General features: G+C 51.4%; 22 protein-coding genes and 6 pseudogenes. 22 read left to right on the top strand and 6 right to left on the bottom strand.

Annotated features, from left to right (window positions below):
• Nucleotides 1-6: 6 nt before the first annotated feature.
• Nucleotides 7-1,323 carry a hypothetical protein gene (locus ACD630_RS01090; RefSeq protein ID WP_430357835.1) on the bottom strand — a complete coding sequence of 439 codons (1,317 nt, stop codon included), beginning with the start codon at nt 1,321-1,323 and terminating at the stop codon, nt 7-9.
• Nucleotides 1,324-1,405: 82 nt separating this feature from the next.
• On the opposite strand from ACD630_RS01090, the gene ACD630_RS01085 reads away from it, so the two are divergent.
• Both ACD630_RS01085 and ACD630_RS01080 read left to right on the top strand, forming a co-directional pair.
• Entirely contained in the window at nt 1,406-1,726 is a 321-nt protein-coding gene (locus ACD630_RS01085) for an IS630 transposase-related protein (protein ID WP_430357834.1), read from the top strand.
• Between the two features lie 18 nt (nt 1,727-1,744).
• A pseudogene (locus ACD630_RS01080) lies at nt 1,745-2,119 on the top strand (IS630 family transposase); the annotation flags it as partial.
• Between the two features lie 562 nt (nt 2,120-2,681).
• On the opposite strand, the gene pspG reads toward ACD630_RS01080, so the two are convergent.
• Both pspG and dusA read right to left on the bottom strand, forming a co-directional pair.
• Complete coding sequence (gene pspG, locus ACD630_RS01075; RefSeq protein ID WP_430357833.1) at nt 2,682-2,879, bottom strand: envelope stress response protein PspG; 198 nt, start codon at nt 2,877-2,879, stop codon at nt 2,682-2,684.
• Between the two features lie 163 nt (nt 2,880-3,042).
• Complete coding sequence (gene dusA / locus ACD630_RS01070) at nt 3,043-4,083, bottom strand: tRNA dihydrouridine(20/20a) synthase DusA (RefSeq protein WP_430359835.1); 1,041 nt, start codon at nt 4,081-4,083, stop codon at nt 3,043-3,045.
• Between the two features lie 89 nt (nt 4,084-4,172).
• Between dusA and ACD630_RS01065 the strand changes: the two are divergent.
• Nucleotides 4,173-4,768 (top strand): annotated as a pseudogene (locus tag ACD630_RS01065) (hypothetical protein); the annotation flags it as partial.
• Nucleotides 4,769-4,807: 39 nt separating this feature from the next.
• Nucleotides 4,808-5,734: a hypothetical protein gene (locus ACD630_RS01060; protein ID WP_430360126.1), complete on the top strand. Its 927-nt coding sequence runs from the start codon at nt 4,808-4,810 to the stop codon at nt 5,732-5,734.
• A gap of 34 nt (nt 5,735-5,768) precedes the next feature.
• Here ACD630_RS01060 and ACD630_RS01055 read toward each other — a convergent pair.
• Nucleotides 5,769-6,809 (bottom strand): annotated as a pseudogene (locus ACD630_RS01055) (IS481 family transposase).
• A gap of 260 nt (nt 6,810-7,069) precedes the next feature.
• Between ACD630_RS01055 and ACD630_RS01050 the strand changes: the two are divergent.
• The 4 genes and pseudogenes from ACD630_RS01050 to ACD630_RS01035 all read left to right on the top strand — a co-directional run.
• Nucleotides 7,070-8,110: pseudogene (locus ACD630_RS01050) on the top strand (IS256 family transposase); the annotation flags it as partial.
• A gap of 65 nt (nt 8,111-8,175) precedes the next feature.
• A pseudogene (locus ACD630_RS01045) lies at nt 8,176-8,424 on the top strand (transposase); the annotation flags it as partial.
• 22 nt (nt 8,425-8,446) lie between these two features.
• On the top strand, nt 8,447-8,593 hold the full coding sequence (locus tag ACD630_RS01040) for a hypothetical protein (RefSeq protein WP_430357832.1): 147 nt from the start codon (nt 8,447-8,449) through the stop codon (nt 8,591-8,593).
• 76 nt (nt 8,594-8,669) lie between these two features.
• On the top strand, nt 8,670-8,900 hold the full coding sequence (locus ACD630_RS01035; RefSeq protein ID WP_430357831.1) for a hypothetical protein: 231 nt from the start codon (nt 8,670-8,672) through the stop codon (nt 8,898-8,900).
• Between the two features lie 42 nt (nt 8,901-8,942).
• Here the strand turns inward: ACD630_RS01035 and ACD630_RS01030 are convergent, their stop codons facing one another.
• Entirely contained in the window at nt 8,943-9,377 is a 435-nt protein-coding gene (locus ACD630_RS01030; RefSeq protein WP_430357830.1) for a BRO-N domain-containing protein, read from the bottom strand.
• Nucleotides 9,378-9,804: 427 nt separating this feature from the next.
• On the opposite strand from ACD630_RS01030, the gene ACD630_RS01025 reads away from it, so the two are divergent.
• The 4 genes from ACD630_RS01025 (at nt 9,805) to ACD630_RS01010 (ending at nt 12,619) form a co-directional block, all read left to right on the top strand.
• Nucleotides 9,805-10,218, top strand: a complete 414-nt coding sequence (locus ACD630_RS01025; RefSeq protein ID WP_430357829.1) for a hypothetical protein — start codon at nt 9,805-9,807, stop codon at nt 10,216-10,218.
• A 144-nt stretch (nt 10,219-10,362) separates the two neighbouring features.
• Nucleotides 10,363-10,644 (top strand): hypothetical protein, encoded by a 282-nt coding sequence (locus ACD630_RS01020; RefSeq protein WP_430357828.1) that lies wholly within the window; start codon nt 10,363-10,365, stop codon nt 10,642-10,644.
• Between the two features lie 123 nt (nt 10,645-10,767).
• Entirely contained in the window at nt 10,768-11,757 is a 990-nt protein-coding gene (locus ACD630_RS01015; protein ID WP_430357827.1) for a hypothetical protein, read from the top strand.
• A 562-nt stretch (nt 11,758-12,319) separates the two neighbouring features.
• Nucleotides 12,320-12,619: a transposase gene (locus tag ACD630_RS01010; protein WP_430359834.1), complete on the top strand. Its 300-nt coding sequence runs from the start codon at nt 12,320-12,322 to the stop codon at nt 12,617-12,619.
• Nucleotides 12,620-12,641: 22 nt separating this feature from the next.
• Here the strand turns inward: ACD630_RS01010 and ACD630_RS01005 are convergent, their stop codons facing one another.
• Nucleotides 12,642-13,958, bottom strand: a complete 1,317-nt coding sequence (locus tag ACD630_RS01005) for a hypothetical protein (protein ID WP_430357826.1) — start codon at nt 13,956-13,958, stop codon at nt 12,642-12,644.
• 37 nt (nt 13,959-13,995) lie between these two features.
• Between ACD630_RS01005 and ACD630_RS01000 the strand changes: the two genes are divergently transcribed.
• From ACD630_RS01000 to purF, 10 genes and pseudogenes are all read left to right on the top strand, one after another.
• Entirely contained in the window at nt 13,996-14,469 is a 474-nt protein-coding gene (locus ACD630_RS01000; RefSeq protein ID WP_430357825.1) for an AraC family ligand binding domain-containing protein, read from the top strand.
• A gap of 294 nt (nt 14,470-14,763) precedes the next feature.
• On the top strand, nt 14,764-15,891 hold the full coding sequence (locus ACD630_RS00995) for a DUF3410 domain-containing protein (RefSeq protein ID WP_430357824.1): 1,128 nt from the start codon (nt 14,764-14,766) through the stop codon (nt 15,889-15,891).
• A gap of 105 nt (nt 15,892-15,996) precedes the next feature.
• Nucleotides 15,997-16,886 (top strand): annotated as a pseudogene (locus ACD630_RS00990) (aspartate-semialdehyde dehydrogenase).
• On the top strand, nt 16,886-17,707 hold the full coding sequence (gene truA, locus ACD630_RS00985) for a tRNA pseudouridine(38-40) synthase TruA (RefSeq protein ID WP_430357823.1): 822 nt from the start codon (nt 16,886-16,888) through the stop codon (nt 17,705-17,707). The pseudogene ACD630_RS00990 and the gene truA overlap by 1 nt, the downstream one beginning before the upstream one ends.
• 78 nt (nt 17,708-17,785) lie before the next feature.
• On the top strand, nt 17,786-18,472 hold the full coding sequence (locus tag ACD630_RS00980) for a DedA family protein (protein ID WP_430359833.1): 687 nt from the start codon (nt 17,786-17,788) through the stop codon (nt 18,470-18,472).
• Between the two features lie 213 nt (nt 18,473-18,685).
• Entirely contained in the window at nt 18,686-19,603 is a 918-nt protein-coding gene (accD, locus tag ACD630_RS00975; protein WP_430357822.1) for an acetyl-CoA carboxylase, carboxyltransferase subunit beta, read from the top strand.
• Nucleotides 19,604-19,690: 87 nt separating this feature from the next.
• Entirely contained in the window at nt 19,691-20,959 is a 1,269-nt protein-coding gene (folC, locus tag ACD630_RS00970; RefSeq protein WP_430357821.1) for a bifunctional tetrahydrofolate synthase/dihydrofolate synthase, read from the top strand.
• The gene (gene dedD / locus ACD630_RS00965; protein WP_430357820.1) at nt 20,949-21,707 is read left to right on the top strand and encodes a cell division protein DedD; all 759 of its coding nucleotides are present in this window, start codon (nt 20,949-20,951) and stop codon (nt 21,705-21,707) included. The genes folC and dedD overlap by 11 nt, the downstream gene beginning before the upstream one ends.
• 360 nt (nt 21,708-22,067) lie before the next feature.
• On the top strand, nt 22,068-22,568 hold the full coding sequence (cvpA, locus tag ACD630_RS00960) for a colicin V production protein (RefSeq protein WP_430357819.1): 501 nt from the start codon (nt 22,068-22,070) through the stop codon (nt 22,566-22,568).
• 21 nt (nt 22,569-22,589) lie between these two features.
• Nucleotides 22,590-24,107 carry an amidophosphoribosyltransferase gene (gene purF / locus ACD630_RS00955; protein ID WP_430357818.1) on the top strand — a complete coding sequence of 506 codons (1,518 nt, stop codon included), beginning with the start codon at nt 22,590-22,592 and terminating at the stop codon, nt 24,105-24,107.
• Nucleotides 24,108-24,245: the final 138 nt, after the last annotated feature.

The raw sequence follows: 24,245 nt of genomic DNA, 5'->3' as shown, positions 1-24,245 counted from the left end.
TACACATCATAAAGGCTTAAAAACCACCATAGCTAAGTGGGCAAGTTCTTCCGGGGTATAGTCTGCTAATAACGTCAAGGTATTTAGCAGGATGGATAGTCCGGCAAGCAGTGCTGGGGCGCTTTCTTTACGCCCTCGTTTTTGTTGTCGTCCGGATAATCGGCAAATTAACTGACGGGCTGCCGCATTGTCGTCTCCTTCAGCGCGCTGCAGCCGCCATACCAGCACACATGCCATGCTAGCTATCAATAACCTGCGTAGCAGGGCACCAGCACTGCGCTGAAGCCATTTTTCTACATCATGACCGGCACCTTTCAGCAGCTTAAAAAAGGATTCAATACCCCAGCGCCAGTAATACCAGCGAGCGACTTCCGCGCTGGTGATCTCGTTACTAACGTTTGTGAGCAGCGTCCAGCGTCCGATAAATTTACCGTGAGTATCGGTAAGGCGAACCACAACTAATCTGAGTGTCAGAGCTACGCCTGGCTGAACTTTCACTCGCCGTCCGGTGTTCTTGTCTTTCCGCTTCGGTTTTGCTGTTCGCGTTATGATCACGGATGTTTCCCCGATCTCCATATTGGCTTTTTTCCCTTTCCAGCCAACCTGTCCGTTTGCGATAAATGGCAGATCGTCTGCAATTTCACCAATTTTACGGGTGTCACCGCCCCACTCAGCCCGATGCCCTTCCTTTCCCCGGATAAGCCAACATATTCCCTGGGAGCTTAATGTGCGCATATGCCCGATAGAGTCACCTTCACGGTCAATGAGATGAACTAACTTCTTCCCGGTATCAAGAGACTCAACGCGGGCGATATCAGCCGTCAAAGCATCCATATGAGTCAGACTCTCAGACAAGCCCTCGGTTAGCGTTGAACGACAACCCGCCCTATCGGTTAGAGTTTGAGACAGGGGCGCTATTGGTAAACCATTTGCAGCATCAAGCAGTAGTCTGGTTTGTAGTTCATAACCGACGTCGCCACCATGCGTCATTTTCAAACGTTCTTCTTTCCCATTGTGGGTACGAAACTGTAAATGAGACCAGTCGTGAACGACGGGAGCGTATGGATGCGGGCTAAGTGCAAGCTGCCGGAGAGCCAGCGAAATAATCGGTTCATTGAGCTGACTGAAGCTAATACGTTCATTATTAAAAAAACGCCAAACGGCCTGAGTAGTGGCGAATGTTGTTTTCTGCGCGCAGGCAAGGTCTTTAACGGCTGACGCCAATGGTGCTGGGGGAGTCATGTGTTGCTTAACCAGACGCTGATAACGCCGGTTAAGGCGGGCCTCAATCCCGCCGATGGATAAGTTGAGATCATGCAGCAACGTAATAGCAGATATTGCAAAAGATGTGTAGATACCTATGGACGATATAGCTAAACGACTTAATTTTGATTACATTATTTAAATGAGCTATTCAATTGATTTTAGACGTAAAGTGATATCTACACGGGAAGAAGAAGGGTTGAGTATCCGAGAAACAGCGAAGCAATTTCGGATTGGCCCTTCCTCTGTATCGCGTTGGATTAATCAAATAGCGTCAAAAGCATCGACCACGCGTCAGCGAAAGAGCGATAAATCCGAGTTGATAAAAGATGTTGAACCATATCCAGATGCTTACCAAAAAGAACGTGCAGAGCGTTTTGGCGTTTGTCAGAAGGCCATTTGGCAAGCTCTTAAAAAGCTGGGATTGACCTATAAAAAAAACTCTACGTCATCCGAAAGCTGACGAAAGCGCCCGGCAAGCATTTCAACAAAAAAACAACAGTATGAAAAAGAAGGTAAGCCTATTGTTTTTATTGATGAAAGTGGTTTTCCACACGATACCCCACGGACTCACGGCTATTCCCCAAAAGGTCAACGGTGTTTTGGCCTGAAGAACGGGGGAGCCAAAGGAAGAACAAATGTTATCGGCGCTTTATTAGGCACAACGCTGTTTGCTATCGGATTATTTGATATCAATATTAACAGCGATGTTTTCTATTCCTGGGTCACACAAGTCCTTATCCCAGTACTCCCTAAAAACAGGGTAATCGTGATAGACAATGCAACTTTTCACAAAAAACATAATATTCAACAAGTCATCATCGATGCAGGGTATATGGTGGAGTATTTGCCTACATATTCGCCAGATCTTAACCCCATTGAGCATAAATGGGCACAAGCAAAAAGCAAAAAAAGAGAGAGTGGTTGCGATACAGAGATTTTGTTCTCAGTCCATATGGTGTAATCAAAATTAAGTCGCTTGGCTATAAGTGAGCCACTGTAGTCTGTCGTAATGGCAATAGTAGGCGGTCAGCGTAAAAAGTAAGGGCCCCAAACGAGGCCCTTGTTGCTGCATTATTTTTGATATTTCATCATGCTGTATGTAGGGTACAGCGTGGCGAACGTCAGCGCATCGAGGCGTAATTTTTTTGGATGATGATGCTCTGACGCGGATGAAATCATTTTTTATTGATTCGCGCAGGCCGCGTGTCCTGTGCGTGTTACCGGTTACGCAAACCGCCTTACTACATGGAGGCAGTCATAGTGACCAAGAGCCGCCATCCTAACAGCGGCTTAGGGGAAAAAATATCTGCTGGCGCACAAAATTGGCGTAAATTACCGGGGATCGTGGTGATCAGAAGCGGTATTTGCTGCTGCCGTCACAACGTGTGGTATCAGCGGTAATCACGCAGCGGTTTTTACTGCCAGTAACACCACAACCAGACGATAGCCACCGCCAGCAGCAGCCAGGGCAGCACTTTGATGGCGGTAACAACCAGCCCCCCCACCAGCATCACCACCGCAGCAATGACCAGTGCGCCCAGTACGCCAATCAGTGAAATCCCGGTGACCATTAGCATCACGAAAAAGCCCACAACGAACAAAAACTCCAGCATGATTTCTCTCCTCAATCAGGTGTACCGTACTAACGGCGAGTTCTGTGGGAGGTATTACAAGAAGTATGCCAACCTTCCAATTCTGATAACATATTGATTTATAAGAAGGGAATGTCGGTGTGGGCAATAGTTTGTGGCTATTTTGACTAACAGTTGGTGTTTTTTATGCCGCGCAATCGCGTACCAGCGCCAGTGCCGCTTCCACCACCGGGATGCCAGCGCCGGGTTTGTGGGCATTTTCGCTTAAATGACGGCGCCATTGACGCGCGCCGGGAATACTTTGGAACAAGCCCAGCATATGGCGGGTGATATGGCCCAAATAGGTTCCGTTGGTCAGCTCACGCTCAATGTAGGGATACATCGCTTCCACCACGCTAAACGGGCTGACGGCGGGGGCATCAATACCGAACAGTTGCGAATCGACATCCAGTAGCAGGCCGGGATTTTGATAGGCTTCGCGTCCCATCATCACCCCATCGAGCTGCGTCAAATGGGTTTTTGCCTCTTCCAGCGTTTTCACACCGCCATTAATGGCGATGGTCAACGCTGGAAAATCGTGCTTGAGCTGATAGACGCGTGGATAATCCAGCGGCGGGATCTCGCGATTCTCTTTTGGACTCAGGCCTGAAAGCCAGGCTTTGCGCGCATGGATAATAAAGGTATCGCACTGGCCGCGCTCGGCCACGGTGTGAACAAAATCGCACAGGAAAGCGTAGCTATCCTGATCGTCGATGCCGATGCGAGTTTTCACCGTAACCTGGATCGATACCCGATCGCGCATCGCTTTGATGTAATCCGCCACCAGTTCTGCTTCTGCCATCAAGCAGGCACCAAAGCGTCCATTCTGCACGCGGTCCGAAGGGCAGCCGACGTTGAGATTGATCTCATCGTAGCCGCGCTGCTCTGCCAGCTGCGCGCACTGCGCCAGCGCAGCAGGATCGCTGCCGCCCAGCTGCAACGACACCGGATGCTCGGTATCACTGTAAGCCAGATAATCGCCCTTACCGTGAATAATGGCGCCGGTCGTGACCATCTCGGTGTACAGCAGCGTTTGACGGGTCAGTTGGCGGTGGAAATAACGGCAATGACGATCGGTCCAATCACGCATCGGCGCGATGGAGAAGCGGTTGAGGTTGTAATTGCTGGCTTTCTCAGGTACTGCGCTTTTCTTATGCGGGTTGGGAATTTCTTTATTTTCGTGCATTTTGGGCGGTTTTGTCTTATTTTTGCATTCACGGGACACCATAAGGGACACCACAATTTGGTGTCCTAGTATGCGGAGATAGTAACGAAATGGCATACTTTACGATTGCTAAACGCCCCCGCGCAGATGGGGCGGTAAGATACCGCTGCACTGTTGGGGTGAAGGATCAGGGTAAACACCTTTACCGTGAAAGTAAAACGTTTGGAAAATTAGCCGTAGCAAAGAGCTGGGGTACACGTCGTGCCGCCGAACTTGAGGAGCATGCTGTCCCGTCCGATTCCGATGCAAGTCAAATAAGTGTTCGTCAACTGCTGATGAAGTATAGCCAACCGACTTAAAAATGATTACAGTCAATGCCCTGATATGTGGCAAAAAAATACAGCTAATTGTTATCAAAATAATGTCGCTTGGCTATATCGACGAGAAGCAAAAAGCCGTGATGGTAAGAGATAGGAAGGATCCCCGCAAGAAAGACGGTAATCACATGATGGTTCCGTTATTGGGAAATGCCTAGGGGATTGTTCAGCGACAACCAAAGAAATCAGAACTGATTTTTCCCTACAATGCGAAATCTGTCACTGCGGGGTTTCAGTGGGTGCGTTCTGCTTTGGGGAGCGAAGACCTTCGCTACCACGACCTGAGGCGGGAGGGGGCTAGCCGGCTTTTTGAGGCAGGGTTTAGTATCATAGGTATCTACACATCTTTTGCAATATCTGCTATTACGTTGCTGCATGATCTCAACTTATCCATCGGTGGGATTGATGCCCGCCTTAACCGGCGTTATCAGCGTCTGGTTAAGCAACACATGACTCCCCCAGCACCATTGGCGTCAGCCGTTAAAGACCTTGCCTGCGCGCAGAAAACAACATTCGCCACTACTCAGGCCGTTTGGCGTTTTTTTAATAATGAACGTATTAGCTTCAGTCAGCTCAATGAACCGATTATTTCGCTGGCTCTCCGGCAGGTTGCACTTAGCCCGCATCCATACGCTCCCGTCGTTCACGACTGGTCTCATTTACAGTTTCGTACCCACAATGGGAAAGAAGAACGTTTGAAAATGACGCATGGTGGCGACGTCGGTTATGAACTACAAACCAGCCTACTGCTTGATGCTGCAAATGGTTTACCAATAGCGCCCCTGTCTCAAACTCTAACCGATAGGGCGGGTCGTCGTTCAACGCTAACCGAGGGCTTGTCTGAGAGTCTGACTCATATGGATGCTTTGACGGCTGATATCGCCCGCGTTGAGTCTCTTGATAGCGGGAAGAAGTTAGTTCATCTCATTGACCGTGAAGGTGACTCTATCGGGCATATGCGCACATTAAGCTCCCAGGGAATATGTTGGCTTATCCGGGGAAAGGAAGGGCATCGGGCCGAGTGGGGCGGTGACACCCGTAAAATTGGTGAAATTGCAGACGATCTGCCATTTATCGCAAACGGACAGGTTGGCTGGAAAGGGAAAAAAGCCAATATGGAGATCGGGGAAACATCCGTGATCATAACGCGAACAGCAAAAGCGAAGCGGAAAGACAAGAACACCGGACGGCGAGTGAAAGTTCAGCCAGGCGTAGCTCTGACACTCAGATTAGTTGTGGTTCGCCTTACCGATACTCACGGTAAATTTATCTGTACTAGCTCAGACCTGATCTGACAGTTACCGATTATTTATACAGGTGTCTGTCAGATTACATCTGGTTCAGATTCTTTTCTGCCCAGATCCGTTTTCCATCGAGTAAAGTGGCCATCGGCGTACGCCCGCAGCACATTTTTCCCTGATGAGTTCGCTCAGTATTGTAATGCCACAACCAGTTGTCCAGATCTACCTGCAGGCTTTCCAGGTCTCCATATAACTTCTTGCCGAACGTAACCTGGTAAAAATCCTGCAAAATGGTTTTATGGAAGCGCTCTCAGATGCCGTTCGTCTGCGGAGACATCGCCTTCGTTTTCGTATGCTCGATATCGTTGATAGCCAGATAAAGCTGATAATCATACTGCTCCACTTTACCACAGTACTCCGTACCCCTGTCGGTCAGTATTCTCAGCACCGGCAGTCCCTGAGCCTCGTAGAACGGGAGTACGCTATCATTGAGCAGGTCGGCGGCGGTGAGCGGTGTTTTATTCGTATACAGCTTGCAGTGCGCCACTTTCGAGTACGTATCCACGAACGTCTGCTGGTAGATACGGCCCACCCCCTTCAGATTGCCCACGTAGAAGGTGTCCTGCGAGCCCAGATACCCGGGATGTGCTGTCTCGATTTCACCGCAGGCCTCATCATCGTGCGCCTTCTTCTCCAGGGCTGCGATTTGAGCGTCGGTAAGGACAATGCCTTCTCTGGCGACCTTTTCCTCAAGCGCCTTCAGGCGTTTACGGAAGTTCTCCAGGTCGTGTCGTTGCCAGATGGAGTGCACGCCGCTGCCGGAGATAAATACGCCTTTTTTACGCAGCTCATTACTGGTCCGGTGCTGCCCATGGGGCGGGAACTCAATAGCATAATCAACAACCGCGCGTTCAGTGGCTTCGTCGGCGCGGTTCTTCAGGTTCGGAACCCGGCGGTTCTGGTTAAGCAGCGCATCAATGCCGCCTTCAGCAGCCAGTTCCTGATAACGGTAAAATGTATCGCGTGACACGCCCATGCTCTTGCAGGCTTTTGATACGTTACCGAGTTTTTCGGCGAGATTGAGCAGGCCGGCTTTGTGTTTGATAATGGGATTGTTAGTATGAAGCATGAGAGTTACCTCGCGTTTTGTTTAAGGATTAGACACCCATATCAAAACCGGTAACTCTCAACCTTTCAAGGTCCAGTGTCAGATCTAGTCGCGACTAATACAATTTATCGGACGCTGGACACTGTTTACAAACGTTAGCAACGAGATCACCAGCGCGGAAGTCGCTCGCTGGTATAGCCAAGCGACATTATTTTGATAACAATTAGCTGTATTTTTTGCCACATATCAGGGCATTGGATGTAATCATTTTTAAGTCGGTTGGCTATAACACGCGCAATGGCTACTCCACAAAGACTGTTACCACCGGCGATGGTCCGCTGGAACTGCGTACACCACTTGATCGTGATGCTTCCTTTGAACCGCAACTGGTGAAGAAGAACCAGACCCGGCTCACCGGGATGGATAACCAGATTTTATCGTTGTATGCCAAAGGGATGACCACCCGCGAAATTGCCGCTGCGTTCAAAGAACTGTATGACGCGGATGTCTCACCCGCCCTGGTATCGAAGGTTACCGATGCCGTTATGGAGCAGGTTGTTGAATGGCAAAATCGCCCCCTGGATGCGGTTTATCCCATTGTTTACCTTGACTGTATCGTTCTGAAAGTCCGGCAGGACAGCCGCGTTATCAATAAGTCTGTGTTCCTGGCGCTGGGTATCAATATCGAAGGCCAGAAAGAGCTACTGGGGATGTGGCTGGCCGAAAATGAAGGCGCAAAGTTCTGGCTGAACGTGCTGACAGAACTGAAAAACCGTGGCCTGACCGACATCCTCATTGGCTGTGTGGACGGCCTGAAAGGGTTCCCGGATGGCATCAACACGGTCTACCCGGAAGCCCGCATCCAGTTGTGCATCGTGCACATGGCGCGCAACAGTCTGCGCTTCGTTGCCTGGAAGGACGATAAGGCGGTAACACGCGACCTCAAAGCAGTGTATCAGGCTCCAACCGAAGAGGCCGCGCTTCAGGCGCTGGAGACGTTCGGTGGGACATGGGATCACCGCTATCCGCAGATAAGCCGGAGCTGGCAGTCAAACTGGGCCAACCTGTCGACATTCTTCTCGTACCCGCAGGAACTTCGCAAGGTAATCTACACGACGAACGCTATAGAATCACTGAACAGCGTGCTCCGGCATGCAATCAAGAAACGCAAGGTGTTCCCGACTGATGACTCGGTGAAGAAGGTTGTATGGCTGGCAATCCAAGGGGCATCACAGAAATGGACGATGCCCTTACAGGACTGGCGTATGGCAATGAGTCGCTTTATTATCGAGTTCGGTGACCGCCTTGACGGTCACTTCTGAGGAAAGGCATTTACACAAAATCTTAAACAGGCTCCTATTCCCCAAAAGGTCAACGGTGTTTTGGCCTGAAGAACTGGGGAGCCAAGGGAAGAACAAATGTTATCGGCGCTTTATTAGGCACAACGCTGTTTGCTATCGGATTATTTGATATCAATATTAACAGCGATGTTTTCTATTCCTGGGTCACACAAGTCCTTATCCCAGTACTCCCTAAAAGCAGGGTAATCGTGATGGACAATGCAACTTTTCACAAAAAACATAATATTCAACAAGTCATCATCGATGCAGGGTATATGGTGGAGTATTTGCCTACATATTCGCCAGATCTTAACCCCATTGAACATAAATGGGCACAAGCAAAAAAAAAGAGAAGAGTGGTTGCGATACAGAGATTTTGTTCTCAGTCCATATGGTGTAATCAAAATTAAGTCGCTTGGCTATATTACTGGCGCTGGGGTATTGAATCCTTTTTTAAGCTGCTGAAAGGTGCCGGTCATGATGTAGAAAAATGGCCTCAGCGCAGTGCTGGTGCCCTGCTACGCAGGTTATTGATACTAGCATGGCATGTGTGCTGGTATGGCGGCTGCAACGCGCTGAAAGAGACGACAATGCGGCAGCCCGTCAGTTAATTTGCCGATTATCCGGACGACAACAAAAACGAGGGCGTAAAGAAAGCGCCCCAGCGCTGCTTACCGGACTATCCATCCTGCTAAATACCTTGACGTTATTAGCAGACTATACCCCGGAAGAACTTGCCCACTTAGCTATGGTGGTTTTTAACCCTTTATGATGTGTAGATACCTATGCCAGATGGGTCAGGCAGCGGGTATCATCATCGTTGAACAGTTCGGCGGCTTGGGTTTGTATTGTGGGATCTTTGTTTCTTATCCAGCACCCATTTGCGGAACTCTTTGGCGATCGGCGTGTTGGCTAACATCGCAATCAGGTGCGCGCCGTGCAGGGAGAAAATGCGAAGCCCAATCTTGCGTAAGCTATTGTTTATTCCATTGGTCACTGAATCAATGACCAATGACATACCCTCTGTGAACTCATCTCGATTCTGGTTGTAAAGGTTAGTAACTGATTTGACGCTGGAGTAGTCGAGCGCTTTAGCAAGCTCGGTAGAAGTGAACCAGATCTGCCCGTTGTGGGAGATGGTTTCAATAACGGTATTGCGGAACATTAAGGTTGTCATAGGCTTTGTTGAATAAATAGATTTTATGCTGGCAGCCCAGCGAAACGACGGATCCTCGCAACGTAAAATCATGCAGTTAGGCCTCATGAGAAAAGTGTACACCTGAGATGTACAAGCATTTTCAACCAAAACTGGCATGGAAAAACAGCATGATTACCTATTATTCAACAAAGCCGTTGTCATAGTAATGATTTCCTTGTTAGTTAAGGAACATCACCACCTAGAGGTACTAAGCTCTGTATGGTGGCGAGCTGGATAGGGTTAGTACGACCGGCTAACAAGGATCCGGCGAGCCTTGCGGCTCCCCCATCCAGCTCACCATTATTCTGATATGGCGGACTGACACATAAAAAAACACGCTGTAGGCGTGTTATGCGCCTTGTTAGTTATCCGGGGTACTAAACCCGGCACCTGAATTTGCAGATGCAGAGTGACTATAGCGCATGGGTTATCCTTGCGTCAAGTTGGCGTAAAATGCATACTTACAACAGATATATTTTTGGCTACGGCTCTATGTAATCTCTCTAAACAATATGGTTTTTCAGGAGTCAAGATAAAAATGAATATGCTTTTTATTATCACGATATTTATTGCTATGCTCTCAATGTCTGGCTGTACAAAATGGGAACGCCGTGGTGCAACAGAATTTGAACATAATTCAGAGTATGCTGCTTGCAAGGCACTGGGGTACGAGCGTTTTCCCCCCGATCTTGTTACAAATTTTGAATTTGATTTTAAAGACCAATATGTACCCTGTGATGATAAAAAGAAGTGCTCGCCATATAGAAAAATACCTTCTTTCAGGACAGTAGAGAAAGATCGCAATAAAAGTGCAAGAGATTCGGTCATAGAGTCATGCATGTATGAAAAAGGTTGGCATGAAAAAACTTATTACTGGCCTCCTTTTAGTTAAGTTTAATTAGGTAGGATGCTAACGGGTAAAATTTTGCAGATTGGCGGTCAGATCGCTTACACTTGGCTTAACACAGGAGGATCCGCTATCGGCTAGGTTGCATTTGATACTCAAGAGTTCGTTGAAACGCTGGAAAACGCCGGGTTGCCGAAAGACCAAGCCAAGGCGATATCTCTTGTTGTGCGAAAATCACACGAAGTAGCAGACCTTGCTACAAAGCGCGATCTCGACGATGTGCGCAAAGACTTGTCCGCTGATATCGCCGAAGTGAAGCGTGAGATAGCCGATGTCCGTAAGGATATTGGACAGATAGACAAACGCCTCGATTTCGCTGAGAAACGATTTGACCGTCTGCAATGGTTCTTGCTGGCGGGTATTCTGAGTTTGTTGTTTAAAGACGTACTTCCGAAACTGTGGGGCGGTTAAAGATGTCTGGTAGTGATTTCTATCACTCGTTTCCATACCCCAAGTGCCATGGCGAAGCCAGCGGTCAGACCAAACCCTATCACCATAGGTATCTACACATCTTTTGCAATATCTGCTATTACGTTGCTGCATGATCTCAACTTATCCATCGGCGGGATTGAGGCCCGCCTTAACCGGCGTTATCAGCGTCTGGTTAAGCAACACATGACTCCCCCAGCACCATTGGCGTCAGCCGTTAAAGACCTTGCCTGCGCGCAGAAAACAACATTCGCCACTACTCAGGCCGTTTGGCGTTTTTTCAATAATGAACGTATTAGCTTCAGTCAGCTCAATGAACCGATTATTTCGCTGGCTCTCCGGCAGGTTGCACTTAGCCCGCATCCATACGCTCCCGTCGTTCACGACTGGTCTCATTTACAGTTTCGTACCCACAATGGGAAAGAAGAACGTTTGAAAATGACGCATGGTGGCGACGTCGGTTATGAACTACAAACCCGCCTACTGGTTGATGCTGCAAATGGTTTACCAATAGCGCCCCTGTCTCAAACTCTAACCGATAGGGCGGGTTGTCGTTCAACGCTAACCGAGGGCTTGTCTGAGAGTCTGACTCATATGGATGCTTTGACGGCTGATATCGCCCGCGTTGAGTCTCTTGATACCGGGAAGAAGTTAGTTCATCTCATTGACCGTGAAGGTGACTCTATCGGGCATATGCGCACATTAAGCTCCCAGGGAATATGTTGGCTTATCCGGGGAAAGGAAGGGCATCGGGCCGAGTGGGGCGGTGACACCCGTAAAATTGGTGAAATTGCAGATAATCTGCCATTTATAGCCAACCGACTTAAAAATGATTACAGCCAATGCCCTGATATGTGGCAAAAAAATACAGCTAATTGTTATCAAAATAATGTCGCTTGGCTATATCGCAAACGGACAGGTTGGCTGGAAAGGGAAAAAAGCCAATATGGAGATCGGGGAAACATCCGTGATCATAACACGAACAGCAAAACCGAAGCGGAAAGACAAGAACACTGGACGGCGAGTGAAAGTTCAGCCAGGCGTAGCTCTGACACTCAGATTAGTTGTGGTTCGCCTTACCGATACTCACGGTAAATTTATCGGACGCTGGACGCTGCTCACAAACGTTAGCAACGAGATCACCAGCGCGGAAGTCGCTCGCTGGTATTACTGGCGCTGGGGTATTGAATCCTTTTTTAAGCTGCTGAAAGGTGCCGGTCATGATGTAGAAAAATGGCTTGAGCGCAGTGCTGCTGCCCTGCTACGCAGGTTATTGATAGCTAGCATGGCATGTGTGCTGGTATGGCGGCTGCAACGCGCTGAAGGAGACGACAATGCGGATGCCCGTCAGTTAATTTGCCGATTATCCGGACGACAACAAAAACGAGGGCGTAAAGAAAGCGCCCCAGCGCTGCTTGCCGGACTATCCATTCTGCTAAATACCTTGACGTTATTAGCAGACTATACCCCGGAAGAACTTGCCCACTTAGCTATGGTGGTTTTTAACCCTTTATGATGTGTAGATACCTATGCCTTACAGGACTGGCGTATGGCAATGAGTCGCTTTATTATCGAGTTCGGTGACCGCCTTGACGGTCACTTCTGAGGAAAGGCATTTACACAAAATCTTAAACAGGCTCCTTTATTAGGCACAACGCTGTTTGCTATCGGATTATTTGATATCAATATTAACAGCGATGTTTTCTATTCCTGGGTCACACAAGTCCTTATCCCAGTACTCCCTAAAAACAGGGTAATCGTGATGGACAATGCAACTTTTCACAAAAAACATAATATTCAACAAGTCATCATCGATGCAGGGTATATGGTGGAGTATTTGCCTACATATTCGCCAGATCTTAACCCCATTGAGCATAAATGGGCACAAGCAAAAAAAGAGAGAGTGGTTGCGATACAGAGATTTTGTTCTCAGTCCATATGGTGTAATCAAAATTAAGTCGCTTGGCTATATCTACACATCATAAAGGGTTAAAAACCACCATAGCTAAGTGGGCAAGTTCTTCCGGGGTATAGTCTGCTAATAACGTCAAGGTATTTAGCAGAATGGATAGTCCGGCAAGCAGCGCTGGGGCGCTTTCTTTACGCCCTCGTTTTTGTTGTCGTCCGGATAATCGGCAAATTAACTGACGGGCATCCGCATTGTCGTCTCCTTCAGCGCGTTGCAGCCGCCATACCAGCACACATGCCATGCTAGCTATCAATAACCTGCGTAGCAGGGCAGCAGCACTGCGCTCAAGCCATTTTTCTACATCATGACCGGCACCTTTCAGCAGCTTAAAAAAGGATTCAATACCCCAGCGCCAGTAATACCAGCGAGCGACTTCCGCGCTGGTGATCTCGTTGCTAACGTTTGTGAGCAGCGTCCAGCGTCCGATAAATTTACCGTGAGTATCGGTAAGGCGAACCACAACTAATCTGAGTGTCAGAGCTACGCCTGGCTGAACTTTCACTCGCCGTCCGGTGTTCTTGTCTTTCCGCTTCGGTTTTGCTGTTCGTGTTATGATCACGGATGTTTCCCCGATCTCCATATTGGCTTTTTTCCCTTTCCAGCCAACCAGTCCGTTTGCGATAAATGGCAGATCGTCTGCAATTTCACCAATTTTACGGGTGTCACCGCCCCACTCGGCCCGATGCCCTTCCTTTCCCCGGATAAGCCAACATATTCCCTGGGAGCTTAATGTGCGCATATGCCCGATAGAGTTACCTTCACGGTCAATGAGATGAACTAACTTCTTCCCGGTATCAAGAAACTCAATGCGGGCGATATCAGCCGTCAAAGCATCCATATGAGTCAGACTCTCAGACAAGCCCTCGGTTAGCGTTGAACGACAACCCGCCCTATCGGTTAGAGTTTGAGACAGGGGCGCTATTGGTAAACCATTTGCAGCATCAACCAGTAGGCGGGTTTGTGGTTCATAACCGACGTCGCCACCATGCGTCATTTTCAAACGTTCTTCTTTCCCATTGTGGGTACGAAACTGTAAATGAGACCAGTCGTGAACGACGGGAGCGTATGGATGCGGGTTAAGTGCAACCTGCCGGAGAGCCAGCGAAATAATCGGTTCATTGAGCTGACTGAAGCTAATACGTTCATTATTGAAAAAACGCCAAACGGCCTGAGTAGTGGCGAATGTTGTTTTCTGCGCGCAGGCAAGGTCTTTAACGGCTGACGCCAATGGTGCTGGGGGAGTCATGTGTTGCTTAACCAGACGCTGATAACGCCGGTTAAGGCGGGCCTCAATCCCGCCGATGGATAAGTTGAGATCATGCAGCAACGTAATAGCAGATATTGCAAAAGATGTGTAGATACCTATGCGTCATGAGTGGGGGCAATTGTTGTATGTGGTTTCTGGGGTTGTGGTACTGCGTCTCGCACAGGAGCGTTTTTTGGCACCGACCCATTTTGCTATCTGGTTGCCTCAGGGGGTTGAGCACACTTGCTACAACCAACGTCAGGCCACCATTCGCACCATCAATTTTGATGCGCGTTGGTATGCAGAACTTCCCGAAACGCCGTGCCTGCTTGAGGTTGGCCCGCTGTTTAAGGCGATTCAGGATGATTTGTTCGCGCGTGACGTACTGATCCCTCACGATAAACCAGACCTACGCTTGTGTCGTGTGTTTTGCGATCAAATGACGGTGGCACCGCGCCAACGCAATTACTTGCCAGGAACCGACGATCGCCTGTTGGCTCCAGTGTTGCATGCGCTGGAGCAATGCCCGGCGGATAACCGTACGCTGGCGCAATGGGCAACCGAGGTCTACAGCACGGAACGCACGCTGTAGCGGCGCTGTCAGGCATTACTCGGTATGTCGTTCAGCGAGTGGCGACAACGGCTACGCTACCTGCAAGCGTTAGCGTTGTTGCGTTAGGGCATGAGCGTGCAGTCTGTAGCGCTGGAAGTCGGCTACAGCTCTTCATCGGCGTTTATCGCCATGTTTCGCCAGCAAAGTGGGTCCACGCAGGAAGGATATCGAACCAGACCTTAATCGATGGGGATAGCGTTGGGATTCTTCCCTATTCGGTGGCAAAATGGTGCCCCTGTTTTTCTTGCAAGCGTTGCCTGACCGGGGTCGTACATGAAAATTGTGGTTGATGAGAATATGCCATATGCGCGCGAGCTGTTCAGCCGTGTGGGTGAGGTGGTGGCCGTGCCGGGAAGGCCGTTGCCCGTTGAGGCGTTGACACAGGCACACGCCCTGATGGTGCGCTCCGTCACGCCGGTTAACGCCGCGCTGTTAGCGGATTCGGGCGTGACCTTCGTCGGCAGCGCCACGGCGGGTACCGATCACGTGGATGAGGCCTGGCTGCGTGAGCAGGGGGTCGGATTTTCAGCCGCGCCGGGTTGCAATGCCATTGCGGTGGTGGAATACGTTTTTTCTGCGCTGCTGATGCTGGCGGAGCGAGATGGCTTTCAGCTGCGCGACAAAACCGTCGGGATTGTCGGTGTGGGCAACGTCGGACGGCGTTTGCAGGCTCGCCTCAACGCCTGGGGGGGGAAGACGTTACTGTGCGATCCCCCTCGCGCCCGCAAGGAGGATGTTGTTTCCTTTTTACCGCTGGATGCGCTGTTGCGTGACGCGGATATTGTCACGCTGCATACGCCCTTGACCAAGGGTGGCCCAGATAACACCCTGCACTTGATTGATGACGCGGTGCTCGCCGCCTTGCCCACAGGCCGTATTTTGATCAATGCGTGTCGCGGGCCAGTGGTTGATAACTCAGCCCTGCTGCGAGTGTTACAGCAAGGCAAGGATCTGCGAGTGGTGCTGGACGTGTGGGAACCGGAGCCGGGCCTTTCGCTGGATTTGCTGGCGCGTGCGGACGTGGGTACGGCGCATATTGCTGGCTATACGCTGGAAGGCAAGGCGCGCGGTACCACGCAAGTGTTTGAGGGGTTGTGCCAGTTTATCGGGCAGCCTCAGCAAGTGCCGCTGTCATCGCTGTTGCCCGCCCCGGATATCACGGATGTTCACGTAACGGCCCCTCTCGATCAAGCGTTGCTGAAGCGTCTGGTGCATCTGGTGTATGATGTACGCCGCGACGATACGCTGTTGCGCCAGTCTGCGGGTCAAGCTGGCGGATTTGATCGTCTGCGTAAACACTATCAGGAGCGCCGCGAATGGTCTTCGCTGCGTGTCACTTGTTCTGATGAGGCTAGTGTGGCCTGTCTGAATGCATTGGGTTTCACTGCCGTCTTGCCGTAATACGGTGAGAGGGTGTCATGAAATACGACGTTTTTAGCGTAGGGTATTCGGGGGGGGGCAATATATCGCCCGAGCAAGAGGTATTGACGAATGGGGGAACACCACATGTCTGACGGCTGGAATATTGCGCTATTGGGTGCAACGGGTGCGGAGGGAACGGCACTGCTGGAGTTATTGCAAGAGCGCGCGTTTCCCGTAGGCACGCTCTATTCGCTCGCCAGCGAACGCAGCGTGGGGGAATCCGTGAGGATCAACGGTAAATCCTGGCAAGTTGAGGATGCGGCCGAGTTTGATTGGTCTCAGGCACAGTTGGCCTTCTTTGTCGCGGGCAGCGAAGCGAGCGCACGCTATGCTGAAGAAGCGGGTAACGCAGGTTGCCTGGTGATTGATAGCAGCGATCTGTTCGCGCTGGAGCCGGATGTCCCGTTGGTGGTGCTGGGGGTCAACACCCATGTGCTGGCGGATTACCGTAATCGCAATATCGTCGCGGTGGCAGACAGTCTGGTGAGTCAGCTGCTGCTCGCTATTAAACCGCTGATCGAGCAAGCCGGGCTGTCACGTCTTCACGTCACCAATCTGCTCTCTGTGTCTGCGCTGGGCAAGGCAGTGTGGCACAAGAGCGTCGACTGGTGGATCAAGTGCGTAAGGTGTTACAGGACGAAGGGCTGCCTATCTCCGTCAGCTGCTTACAGGCTCCGGTGTTTTACGGCCACGCACAGGTCGTGCATCTTGAGGCATTACGACCGCTGTCTGCGGAGGAAGCCCGGGATGAGCTCGCACGCGCTGAAGATGTTCAGCTCAGCGATGAAGACGACTACCCGCCGCAAGTGGAAGATGCTTCTGACAACGTTCAACTCAAGATTGGTTGCCTGCGCAATGATTACGGTATTCCCGAACTGCTGCAATTCTGGTCGGTTGCGGATAACGTACGCTTCGGCGGCGCGTTGATGGCGGTGGAAACGGCAGAACGGCTGGTGCAGGAGTATCTGGAGTAATGTCAGACAGTAATTTGCCGCAGCAGTCTGCTGGTATCAAGGTGGCGCTGGGCATTGAGTATGACGGCAGCCGCTATTATGGCTGGCAGCGTCAGGCTGAAGTAGAGAGCGTGCAAGGGCATCTGGAACAGGCGCTGAGTAAAGTGGCCGATGAGCCGATTACCGTGTTTTGCGCCGGCAGAACCGATGCTGGTGTGCACGCTACCGGACAAGTAGTGCACTTCACCACCCATGCTCAGCGCAAAGATGCCGCTTGGACCATGGGCGTCAATGCCCATTTGCCAGCAGATATCGCCGTGCGCTGGGTGAAAACCGTCGATGATGATTTTCATGCGCGTTTTAGCGCCACGGCACGTCGCTATCGGTACCTTATCTGTAATCATCGCCTGCGCCCGGCGGTACTGGCGCGTGGCGTAACGCAGTTCCACTTCCCGTTGGATGCGGCGCGCATGGAACGCGCCGGGCAAAGCCTACTGGGTGAGAATGATTTTACCTCGTTTCGCGCCGTGCAATGCCAATCGCGCACGCCGTGGCGCAATGTAAATCATTTAAAGGTTACGCGTCATGGCGCTTACATCGTGGTAGATATTAAAGCCAATGCGTTTGTTCATCATATGGTGCGCAATATCGTTGGTAGCCTGATGGAAGTGGGATGCGGTAATCAACCTGAATCCTGGATAGCCGAACTGCTGGCGGCTAAAGATCGCACGCTGGCTGCCGCCACGGCGCGCGCCGACGGTCTTTATCTGGTAGCAGTAGATTATCCGGCACGTTTCGAACTGCCCGTTGCGCCAATGGGCCCGCTGTTTCTGGAAGGTTGACCAGTGGCAGGCGGTTGTATCGCACCACGCTAAACACGAGAGGATTCTCACGGCATTGCGCCGTGAAACATGCACATGATGGAACTTGTCGCGTTTATACGCTTTATCATCGATTTTATTCTGCATATTGACGTTCACCTTTTGGAACTGGTTGCGCAATACGGTGTCTGGATTTATGCCATTCTGTTTTTAATCCTGTTTTGCGAAACAGGTCTGGTGGTGACGCCATTTCTGCCGGGGGATTCCCTGTTGTTTGTCGCTGGCGCACTGGCGGCGTTGCCCACTAACGATCTGGATGTGCACACCATGGTGGCGCTGATGGTTGTGGCGGCCATACTGGGAGATGCGGTCAATTACACCATCGGGCGTTTGTTCGGGGAAAAGCTGTTCAGTAACCCCGATTCGAAAATTTTTCGCCGCAGTTATCTGGATAAAACGCATCAATTTTATGCCCGTCACGGCGGTAAAACGATTATTCTGGCACGCTTCGTACCGATTGTGAGAACATTCGCGCCGTTTGTCGCCGGTATGGGGCATATGCGCTACCGCCATTTTGCTCTCTATAATGTGGTAGGGGCATTACTGTGGGTATTACTGTTTACCCACGCAGGTTACCTGTTCGGCGACCCGCAGATTGTGCAAGAAAACTTGAAGTTATTGATTGTCGCGATTATTTTTATCTCTATTTTGCCAGGGATCATTGAAATCTGGCGGCATAGACGAGCGGCGGCCCGGGTGAAGAGCGCGTCGGGTTCACAAGAATAAACACGGTAATCGCTCCGGTTTGACCAGTTTTCTATCCACAGTCCCGGAGTGTTATGGTTTAATGAGCGGCATTTATGGTCTGCCCCTGATGACGACCTGCGTTATCGGTGCCTTGCAATTCGGGTGTAAACACAGGTTCAGGCTGCGGTAAACGGGCGTAGTGACGGGGCAGAGCGGACTGGCCACGGCCAGGTTCAAGCAGAAAGGTTATCAATGAGCTGGATTGAACGAATTCTTAACAAGAGCAACATTACACCGACCCGCAAGGCCAATATTCCTGAGGGGGTATGGACAAAATGTGACAGTTGTGGTCAGGTGCTTTATCGCGCTGAATTGGAGCGTAACCTTGAGGTGTGTCCCAAGTGCGACCACCACATGCGACTTTCTGCCCGTGCGCACTTGAATGCGTTTCTGGATAAGGACAGCGTGGTTGAGCTGGGTAGTGAGCTGGAGCCCAAGGATACGCTGAAGTTCAAAGACTCGAAGAAATACAAAGATCGTCTGGTTGCTGCACAAAAGCAGTCTGACGAAAAAGACGCGTTGGTGGTGATGAAAGGCACGTTGTATGGCATGCCGGTGGTTGCTGCTTCCTTTGAGTTTGCCTTTATGGGCGGTTCCATGGCCTCTGTGGTCGGCGCGCGTTTTGTGCGTGCGGTTGAGCAGGCGTTGGAAGATGGCTGTCCGCTGGTGTGTTTCTCCGCCAGCGGCGGTGCGCGTATGCAAGAAGCGCTGATGTCGCTGATGCAAATGGCGAAAACCAGTGCAGCGTTGGCAAAAATGCGCGAGCGCGGTCTGCCCTATATTTCGGTGTTGACCGACCCGACCATGGGCGGTGTTGCCGCCAGTCTGGCTATGCTCGGCGATTTGAATATTGCTGAACCGAAAGCGCTGATTGGTTTTGCCGGTCCGCGCGTTATCGAACAGACGGTACGTGAAAAATTGCCGCTAGGTTTCCAACGCAGTGAATTCCTGCTGGAAAAAGGGGCGATTGACATGATCGTGCGCCGCCCGGAAATGCGCTTTAAGTTAGCCAGCATACTGTCTCGGCTGACCAACCACCCCGAGCCGGTGGACACCGCTGAGGTTCGTCCGCCGGAAGTGACCACTGAACCGCAGGATGATGCGCAATAAGTGACACGTGAACAGGGTGCAGCAGGATTGTGCTTAGGCCGTTCTGTGCACCCTGTATCAATGAACCGTAAGCCAGTAACGGGACTCATGGAAAATCTTCTCATTCCCCAAGCCACGTCGCCTTTGGCCGCGTGGCTTCATTATCTGGAGCACCTGCACGCCACTGCTATTGACATGGGATTGACGCGTGTTAAACAGGTTGCCGACCGTCTTCACCTGCTGCATCCGGCCCCAACGGTGTTTACCGTCGCGGGTACCAACGGAAAAGGCACTACCTGTTGTACGCTGGAAGCCATTTTGATGGCGGCGGGTTTACGTGTCGGTGTTTACAGTTCTCCCCATCTGTTGCGTTATACCGAGCGTGTGCGTATCCAAGGCCAAGAATTGCCGGAAAGCGCGCACACTAAGGCGTTTGCCGAGATCAAGGCAGGGCGTGGCGATGTCTCATTGACCTATTTCGAGTTTGGCACCCTTGCGGCACTGCATCTGTTCAGGCAGGCAAATCTGGATGTGGTGATTCTGGAAGTCGGGTTAGGTGGGCGTCTGGATGCCACCAATATTGTGGATGCTGACGTGGCGGTGGTGACCAGTATTGCGCTCGATCATACTGACTGGTTAGAGCATGACCGCGAAAGTATTGGTCGCGAAAAGGCCGGTATCTTCCGCGGTAATACTCCTGCCGTGGTGGGTGAGCCGGATATGCCCGCCTCTATTGCTGCTGTGGCTGAAGAGAAAGGGGCATTGTTGTTCAGGCGTGATCGTGATTGGCATTTTGCACTGGAAGGCGACGGCTGGTATTGGCAATCGGCTGACGGAGAGCGCATGACGCTGCCCCTGCCGAACGTACCGTTGCCCAATGCTGCTACGGCGCTGGCCGCGCTGCGCCAGGGGCCAATTGATGTCTCTCTGGCGGCTGTCGAACAGGGGTTGCGTCGCGCGGCGTTACCGGGCCGGTTCCAAACGGTGAGTGAACAGCCGAAACTGATTCTGGATGTCGCACATAATCCCCATGCAGCAGCCTATCTGGCTGGGCGATTGGCGCAGTTGCCAAAAACGGGCAAAGTACGTGCGGTGATTGGTATGCTGGCCGATAAAGATATTCCCGGTACGCTGGCGCACCTCAAGCCCGTGGTGGACGAATGGTATTGCGCCCCGTTGGAGGGGCCACGTGGTGCCAGCGTTGAATTGATAGCGCCCCACCTAGAGAGATGCCGGTCGTTTAACGATGTCGCGACTGCCTGGCATCAGGCGATGCAAGATGCAGATACGCAAGATACCGTCGTGGTGTGCGGATCTTTTCATACGGTAGCGCATGTGATGGAAGCACAGGAGGAGAGGGGGTCGAATGGCAAGTAAGTTTCAAAACCGTCTGGTCGGCACCATTATTCTGGTGGCGTTGGGCGTTATTGTGCTGCCAGCGCTGCTGGACGGTAAAAAGAAACATTACGAAGATGAGTTTGCAGCGATCCCGCTGGTGCCAAAGCCGGGTGACGGTACGGAGGCCGAATCGCTGCCTTCACTGAATCAGTCGTTGCCCAGTCAGCCGTCGGAAGGGGCACAGCAGGCGATGCAAGGACAACCGGCTCTGGGCGGTGTAACCGCACCTGAGGATGATGGCACTATGCAGGTACCGCCGAGCAGTACGCCACCGTCGTCTTCCGCACCGATAGAAATTGCACCGCCCGCTGTGTCGGTGCGCCCGGTCCCCCCTAAAGTGGACGTGAAGCCGGAAACCAAACCCAAGGCGAAGCCAGAAATTAAACCGGAAGTGAAAGCTGAGCCGAAACCGGAAAACAAGCCGGCAATTCCTACACCGCCGCCCGCAGCGCAACCGGAAGTGAAGCCGGAAGGTGCGCCCGCAGGACAAGCTTACGTGGTGCAACTGGGCGCACTGAAAAATGCGGATAAGGTGAATGAAATTGTTGCCAAGCTGCGCCTGTCGGGATACCGCGCCTATACGGTGCCGTCGACACCCGTCGCGGGGGAGATAACCCGCATTTACGTCGGGCCGGATGCGTCAAAACAGAAATTACAGTCTGCCCTCGGCGAACTGCAACAGCTGAGTGGGCTGACTGGGCAGGTCAGGAACTACAGCACACGTTAAGGGTTGCCAGAGGGCTAATTCCGCTGAGGTTGTTGGGAAAGTCGACTAAAATGCTCATCCCCGCCCACCGCGTCATTTCCGTGCAGGCGGAAATCTTTTGCAGAAGTCACGTCTGCTTCTGCGGGAGACCCTCCGCCTACGCGGAGGATGACGAGGAAAAAAAGTGACTTTGTCAGTACGCCTCAAGCAAATTCACCTATCGGTGAAATCGTTGGGAAATAGGCTACGCAAACGTTTTCTTTTTCTGTTAGAATGTGCCGCGAACAGGATGATGAGCGGCGCTACGCTCTCTTGAACTGGCGGTAATGACTGCTGGTGTGAGAGAGATTGTGTTGGCATCGTTCGTGAGTGAGAGAATTAATGGTTTGGGTTGATTACGTCATCATTGGCATTATTGGTTTCTCAGCGCTGGTCAGTTTGATCCGGGGCTTTGTTCGTGAGGCGCTTTCGCTGATCACTTGGGGCAGTGCATTCTTTGTTGCCAGCCATTATTACCCATACCTGTCGGTCTATTTCACGCGTTTTGAAGACGAGCTGGTGCGCAACGGGGTTGCCATCGCCATTCTGTTTATTGCGACATTGATTGTGGGAGCGATCGTAAACTATGTGATTGGTTCACTGGTTGAACGAACCAGGCTTTCAGGCACCGATAGAGTACTGGGCATTTGCTTTGGTGCATTGCGCGGTGTGTTGATTGTCTCTGCATTGCTGTTCTTTTTGGATACCTTTACCGGTTTTTCACAAAGCGACGACTGGAAACGGTCCCAGCTTATCCCGCAGTTTAGCTATATCATCAGGTGGTTTTTCGACTACCTGCAAAGCACGTCAAGTTTTTTGCCGCAGCACATAGAGCTGCGGTAGCGCTGATGAGGAAAAGACAACATGTGCGGTATTGTCGGTATCGCCGGTTTTACACCGGTAAACCAGTCGATTTATGACGCGTTAACGGTGTTACAGCACCGTGGACAAGATGCCGCAGGCATCGTCACCATCGACCCCATGAACTGCTTCCGTCTGCGTAAGGCTAACGGCCTAGTGAAGGACGTATTCGAGGCGCGCCACATGCAGCGCCTGCAAGGCAATATGGGCGTGGGGCATCTGCGTTATCCTACCGCGGGCAGCTCCAGCGCATCGGAGGCCCAGCCGTTTTATGTCAATTCCCCGTTTGGCATCACGCTGGCGCACAACGGTAACCTGACCAACGCTCATAAACTGCGCAAACAGCTGTTTGAGCAAGGGCGTCGCCACGTTAACACCACCTCTGATTCCGAGATTCTGCTCAATATCTTTGCCTGCGAGTTGGATCGTTTCCAACACTACCCGCTGGATGCCGACAACGTGTTTGCTGCCGTTGCCGCCACTCATAAAATGATTCGCGGTGCCTATGCGTGCGTTGGGATGATCATCGGGCACGGTTTGTTCGCTTTCCGCGATCCAAACGGTATCCGTCCGTTGGTGATTGGCAAGCGCGAACTGGCCGATGGTCGCATCGAGTATATGGTGGCTTCGGAAAGCGTGGCGCTTGATACCCTTGGCTTTGAGTTCTTGCGTGACGTAGCGCCGGGAGAGGCGGTTTACATCACTGAGAAAGGGCAATTGTTTACGCGCCAATGCGCCGAGAACCCGAAAAGTAATCCATGCCTGTTCGAGTATGTCTATTTTGCTCGCCCAGACTCTTTTATCGACAAAATTTCGGTCTACAGCGCCCGCGTGCGCATGGGCCAAAAGCTGGGCGAGAAGATTGCCAGCGTGTGGGAAGATCTGGATATCGATGTGATAATTCCTATCCCGGAAACCTCCTGCGATATCGCTTTGGAGATTGCGCGCATTATCGATAAGCCGTACCGCCAGGGCTTTGTGAAAAACCGCTATGTTGGCCGTACCTTTATCATGCCGGGTCAGGAACAGCGTAAAAACTCGGTGCGCCGCAAACTGAACGCCAACCGCGCCGAGTTCCGTGACAAAAACGTGCTATTGGTGGATGACTCCATCGTGCGCGGCACCACTTCGGAGCAAATTGTCGAGATGGCGCGTGAAGCGGGGGCGCGCCGCGTCTATCTGGCCTCAGCCGCGCCGGAAATTCGTTTCCCCAACGTGTATGGCATTGATATGCCGAGCGCCAATGAGCTGATTGCCCACGGTCGCGAAGTGGAAGAGATTCGCCAGATTATTGGTGCCGACGCCCTGATTTTCCAGGATCTCGACGATCTGATCGCTGCCGCGCGGAAAGAAAACCCGGATATCGTGCAATTTGAATGCTCGGTGTTTAACGGTATCTACGTGACCAAAGATGTCGATCAGGGTTATCTCGACTATCTGGAAGGATTGCGTAATGACGATGCCAAAGCGCTGCGCAGCCAGAACGAAGTCGAAGATCTGGAGCTGCATAACGAAGGCTGATGTCATTCAAGGCGAAAGCTGAGGATCTCTGTGCGAAGAAACAGGTTCCTTCTGTAAGAGATTCCCGCCTGCGTGGAAATGACTGACTTGTTGCTTATTGAGCGGGGATAAAGCAAAGTCTGCCCGTAATCCTTTTTG

This window comes from Symbiopectobacterium sp. RP (genome assembly GCF_050472005.1).
GTDB lineage: Bacteria > Pseudomonadota > Gammaproteobacteria > Enterobacterales > Enterobacteriaceae > Symbiopectobacterium.
This window is presented reverse-complemented; position numbering and strand designations above follow the sequence as displayed.